2 protein-coding genes are annotated in these 1,772 nt (G+C 60.0%); one reads left to right on the forward strand and one right to left on the reverse strand.

Features of this window, described 5'->3' with window-relative positions; all coding sequences use genetic code 11:
* On the reverse strand, positions 1–847 hold an 847-nt coding region (locus BI292_RS10110), incomplete at its 3' end, for a diaminopimelate epimerase (protein ID WP_101207793.1).
* Positions 848–1,107: 260 nt separating this feature from the next.
* Here BI292_RS10110 and tssI point away from each other — a divergent pair.
* Positions 1,108–1,772, forward strand: a 665-nt coding sequence (gene tssI / locus BI292_RS10115; protein WP_157831245.1) for a type VI secretion system tip protein TssI/VgrG, incomplete at its 3' end; no start/stop codon positions are given.

Here is a 1,772-nt window from a genome sequence, read left to right on the forward strand (position 1 = left end):
CCACCGCACTCGCGCTAGTGCCCGACGAAGCCGTCGGCCCTTCCCCGCGCTCAAATACCCGCGCGCGCAGTTGCCCGGCAGATTCCAGCGCCGCCCACTGCAGATTCACCCCAGCCGCACACGGCTGCCCGCCTCCGCTCGGCATGGCGAAAGCAATCCGCGTCAGGCCTTCAGCCAGCGGCGCTTCACGCATCTGCTGATTGCTCGGCAAGGCATCGACGTCAGCCACCAGCGTCACGCAATGCGGATTGCCAATCCGCACAAACTGGCTGTGCGCCCATGCGGGACTCAGCGCCGATAACGGCGGCACATGACTGACTTCGCAAGCGTTCAACATCACCGTTTGAACATCCCGCGCACCGACGGCCTGCGGGCCGAACGCAGGTTTGCCGAGGTCCAGCCAGAAGCCGTGGACGCCGTCGACCTCGGCGGGTTTCACCGAGGTTTCCACGGGTGAGACAGCGTCGGTTTTATCGTGATGAACCTTGAGCACGCAGTCCTGCTGATTGCCCAGCAAACCTTGCTCACTCAGCGCTTGCGAGAAAATCGTCAAGCCATTGCCACTGCGCTCGGCAAGCGTGCCGTCAGTGTTGACGATGAGCAGATCGAAGGGCGGCGATGTCTGGAACGGCCCGATCAGCAGGCCGTCGCAGCGATGTTGTTTGGCGCCGAGTGGCTGAGTGCCGGGTGCCCAACTGCAGAAAGCCTCGATGGCCAGCAACGCCCATTCCTCGCGGGTCTGCGCCGCGTCGCGGGCTGTTGCCGGCAGTTCGATGCCGTTGCGGCGCAGCGCGTCTGGCGTCAGCACTGCGTAGATATTGCCTCGAGCATCGTAGAACTGCGTCATGAACCTGCCCTTTAAGCTGCTGGAAAATGATTGCCACTGTAGTCGTTGGCACGGTTTCAAGGAAAACTGATAGCAGTTAGCCAAGAAACATCTTGTATCAATACCGTCATGCGTAACCGGGCCGTAGCGCCAAGCCTATGTGCGCAACTTCTTGCGCAACTTTAAGCCTTTATCATCCAGCGCAATTCGCGATAACGCACTCGGATCGTGCGGGCGTTAGCTTTTCCGTGGAGCACACGCAACACCTCAAGGAGCCAGAGATGTTCAACCCAGCTAACGAAACGCATTTCAGCTTGACCATTGAAGGGCTTGAGCACGACCTGCAAGTGCTGTCGTTCAACGGCACTGAAGGCATCAGCCAACCCTACGCATTCGATGTGGAGCTGGTCAGCGAAAACCCCGACCTGGACCTGGAAACTCTGCTGCACAAACAGGCGTTTCTGGCGCTGGACGCAGCCGGTAGCGGCATCCACGGCCAGATCTACCGCATTGCCCAAGGCGATGCCGGCAAACGCCTGACCCGCTATCGCCTGACCTTGGTGCCGCAGCTGAGCTATTTGAAGCACCGCACCAACCAGCGCATCTACCAGCAAATGTCGGCGCCGAAAATCATCGCGCTGATCCTCGAAGAACACGGGATCAAGGGCAACACCTACAGCTTCCAGTTGAACGAAACCTGCCCCGACCGCGACTATTGCGTGCAGTACGACGAAACCGACCTGCACTTCGTCCAGCGCCTGTGTGAAGAAGAAGGCATTCACTACCACTTCCAGCACACGCCTGAGGGTCATTTGCTGGTGTTCGGCGACGACCAAACCGTGTTCCCGAAACTCGGCCAGCCCACCGCGTATGTGCAGGGCAGCGGCATGGTCGCCGACGAGCCGGTGATCAAGGGTTTCAAACTGCGTTTGGAGACCCGCACCGG

The organism is Pseudomonas sp. 43NM1 (genome assembly GCF_002836905.1).
Lineage (GTDB): Bacteria > Pseudomonadota > Gammaproteobacteria > Pseudomonadales > Pseudomonadaceae > Aquipseudomonas > Aquipseudomonas prosekii.